The 3368-nt window shown below is 44.0% G+C and carries 4 protein-coding genes; all 4 read left to right on the top strand.

Translation table 11 applies throughout. From position 1 onward, the window contains the following. On the top strand, positions 1-1045 hold a 1045-nt coding region (locus NTZ93_01880), incomplete at its 5' end, for a hypothetical protein (protein ID MCX6816589.1). Between the two features lie 17 nt (positions 1046-1062). After that, positions 1063-2376 carry a PEGA domain-containing protein gene (locus NTZ93_01875; protein ID MCX6816588.1) on the top strand — a complete coding sequence of 438 codons (1314 nt, stop codon included), beginning with the start codon at positions 1063-1065 and terminating at the stop codon, positions 2374-2376. A 12-nt stretch (positions 2377-2388) separates the two neighbouring features. After that, complete coding sequence (locus NTZ93_01870; GenBank protein ID MCX6816587.1) at positions 2389-2937, top strand: four helix bundle suffix domain-containing protein; 549 nt, start codon at positions 2389-2391, stop codon at positions 2935-2937. Then, a partial coding sequence (locus NTZ93_01865) for an L-threonylcarbamoyladenylate synthase (GenBank protein ID MCX6816586.1) occupies positions 2909-3368 on the top strand: 460 nt, incomplete at its 3' end. The genes NTZ93_01870 and NTZ93_01865, both read left to right, overlap by 29 nt.

The raw sequence follows: 3368 nt of genomic DNA, 5'->3' as shown, positions 1-3368 counted from the left end.
TGGCGGCAATGTTACCATTAATGGGGTCGACCTCCTTGTTCCTGACTATGTTTTTGATACTAATTATCAACTCCTTTCCCCTATCGACCTGGAAGAATTTACTAAAATTCACCATCATTTACCCAACGTCGCCTCGGCTGACGAAATCAAGGCCTCCGGTTTAAATTTATCCCAATTTATCCTTCAGCTCTTACAACAGGTAGAAAATAATGTCCTGTACATTCTGGATTTAAATAAACGTTTAACGGTCATCGAGCAAAAAGAGGCTTTAGTTTTAGCCTCTCCTTCTCCCTCTCTGGTTGCCAGCATCAACGAACCTAATTTAACGGCAATTATTAAAGATAAAATCAACGATTTGACTCAAAAATATGCCGACCAAATGGCTACCGGCGCCGCTGGACCATTAGCCACTAACTCAGCTGTTCTCGCTGCTTCCGAACCAGCTTCTCCCAGTGCTTATCTGGATATTGATTCTGTCAACGCCAATGCCGGCTTTTTTAAAGACTATCTGGCAGTTATTGGCCAAACTACTGTCACTAGCCTTAAAGTTAATAATCTTTTAAGCGTTGATTCCATTAGTAGCTTAAGCGGCCGGTTAAATTTATTGGCTGGATTGATGACTCTGGACGACAGCGGCAATGTCATCATTAAAGGCAATCTTAACGTCACCGGCGCCATCGTTGCTTCCCAAATTAACACCCCCCAGGATGCGGCCTTGCAAATGAATATTGCCAGCGCTTCCGCCCTTATTATTTACAACGACATCGGTGAACCCCTAGCCACTTTCAGCGGGCAAAGCGCCCAGTTTAATCAATTATCTCTTAACAACAGCGGCTCGGCGACTGTCTCCGCCGGAGAAAATAACGTGGTTGTTGCATCTGATAAATTAACTCCCAACTCCCAAATTATTGTGACTTTTAACTCAAATTACACCCCTGCCTCCAAATACTGGGTAATTAAAGACGTTGCTAAAAAAGAATTTACCGTCTTTACCAACTACCCGGTTAATAATGACAGCCCGATTGATTGGTTGATTATTAACTAATCAGGTATAATATCTCTATGCGCCGAATTCCCCGCCTACTAATCGTTATTTGTATTATCGCCCTGCTGACCGCTGGAACGATCTTTGCCATCAGGCTCGCCAAAGGTTATCGCCCTTCTTTCATCACCAAAAAAATGGAAGGCACCGGCCTCTTGGCCGCCAACTCTACTCCCCGCGGCGCCACGGTTTTTATTAATGATAAGTTGACCACCGCCACGGACACGACTTTAAATTTACCGCCCAAAGACTATAAAATTAAAATTGCCAAAGACGGCTACATTCCCTGGGAGAAAACCTTAAAACTTGAACCCGAACTGGTCACCCAAACCAATACCCGCCTTTTCCCGGCCGTCCCCAACCTTACCCCCTTAACTTTTTCCGGCGCCATTAACCCGATTCCTTCCCCGGACGGCCAAAAAATTGTCTTTAGCGTTAATAACGCCACTACTGACGCCAAAAATGGCCTCTACATCTTGGATTTATTTGACCGCCCTTTTGCTTTAAATTCCGACCCGCGCCAAATCAGCCGCACTTCGACCAAAATTGATTTAGTGAACGCCCGCCTTGCCTGGTCGCCCGACTCCAATCAAGTTTTAGCCACCATTAATGCCGGCAAAACCGACGAACTAAACGTCTTATTAAACACCAACAGTTTTAACGATATTAGTCAAGTTAAAGATGTTTCCGCTCAACTGCCGGTAATTTTAAAAGACTGGAACGACACTTTGGATAAAAAAGACCAAGAATTAATCAAAACTTTGCCGGTTTTTATGCAAACCGTCGCCACCGCTTCGGCTAACTTTGTTTTTTCTCCTGATGCGGAAAAAATTATGTACGTTCCTGACCAAACAATTACCATTCCTGATAACTTAATTCCCCAATTGCCGGCCAGTTCTACCCAAAAACAAACTCGCCAACTCCAGCCCGCTAACATTTATATTTACGATTTATTGGAAGATCGCAACTTCTGGCTGACCAATGCCTGGCAATCTTCCCCCACTCCTACCCCTAATCCTAAAATCAAAGCAGTGCCACCAAAAATCGATCCAGTAGCTGAATTAACTAAACGCTACAGTCCTATAGCCCTATCTTCTATTAAATGGTATCCCGATTCCCGACACGTCATTGTGATTAATGACTCCCTGCCTGCGCAGGCAGGTAAAATCATTATTACTGAATACGACGCCACCAATGCCGACACCGTCTATGCCGGCCCGTTTAGCGCTAACTTTGCTTATCCCTGGCCCAATGGCTCCCGTTTGATTATCTTAACTTCTTTAAACGGCGGCTCGGATCTGCCCCCCAACCTCTACTCGATTAACCTGAAGTAGCCTAAGTTACCTATGCCCGCTAGTTACACTAAGTTATTTACTTACTGGTTTTCTCTAATAATTTACGATTTAACTGTGGAATTCTGTAAAAAGTGGATAAAAAGCTACAAACTTTCCGAACAAATGACCGGTGCCGCCCGATCCGGCAAACAAAATATCGTTGAAGGCTCAGAAGACATGAATACTTCTCTAAAAACCGCCATTAAGCTAACTAATATTGCCAAAGGTTCGCTGGAAGAACTATTGGCCGACTATGAAGACTTTCTCCGTCAAAGACAATGGCCGCAGTGGAGTAAAATTGATCCTCGAGTTTTATCCTGGCGGGCAAAATTTGCCCGCCTCGTAAAAAACTTAAGTGACTTAAGAACCTTAGGTAACTTACGACAGGATTTTGCGCTACCACAAAATCCTGAAGAAGCCGCCAATTTACTCCTCACTCTTTGCCATCAAGCTTCATTTTTACTAAATAAACAAGTAGAATCACTTATTAAAAAACATGCTCAAGAAGGCGGATTTACTGAAAAACTTTATCATGCCAGAAAAACCTATGCGCATTCTTAAATCCACCCAAAAAAATATTATCAATGAAGCCGTCAAAGTCTTGCAAGCCGACGGCTTGGTGATTTATCCCACCGAAACCTGCTATGGCGCCGGTGTTGACGCCACTAATCAAACCGCCGTTAACAAACTTTTATGTTACAAAACCCGGCGCGAAGGCAAACCTTTATCCGTCGCTGTCACTGATATCCAGATGGCCGCCAGATACGTCAAACTTAATCCGACTGCCAAAAACTTATATCAAAAATTTCTGCCCGGCCCTTTAACCGTCGTTTCCGCCGGAAAACACCAAGTTGGTTCCGGCATTGAATCAGAAACGGGTACATTAGGTGTTCGGATTCCTCACTATCCGCTTATTATTAAAATTATTAACCAATTAGGCCGTCCCGTCACCGCCACTTCCGCCAATGTTTCTTATCAACCCCGGCCATATT

The organism is Candidatus Beckwithbacteria bacterium (assembly GCA_026397255.1).
Taxonomy (GTDB): Bacteria; Patescibacteriota; Microgenomatia; order UBA1400; family CG1-02-47-37; genus JAPLVF01.
This window is presented reverse-complemented; position numbering and strand designations above follow the sequence as displayed.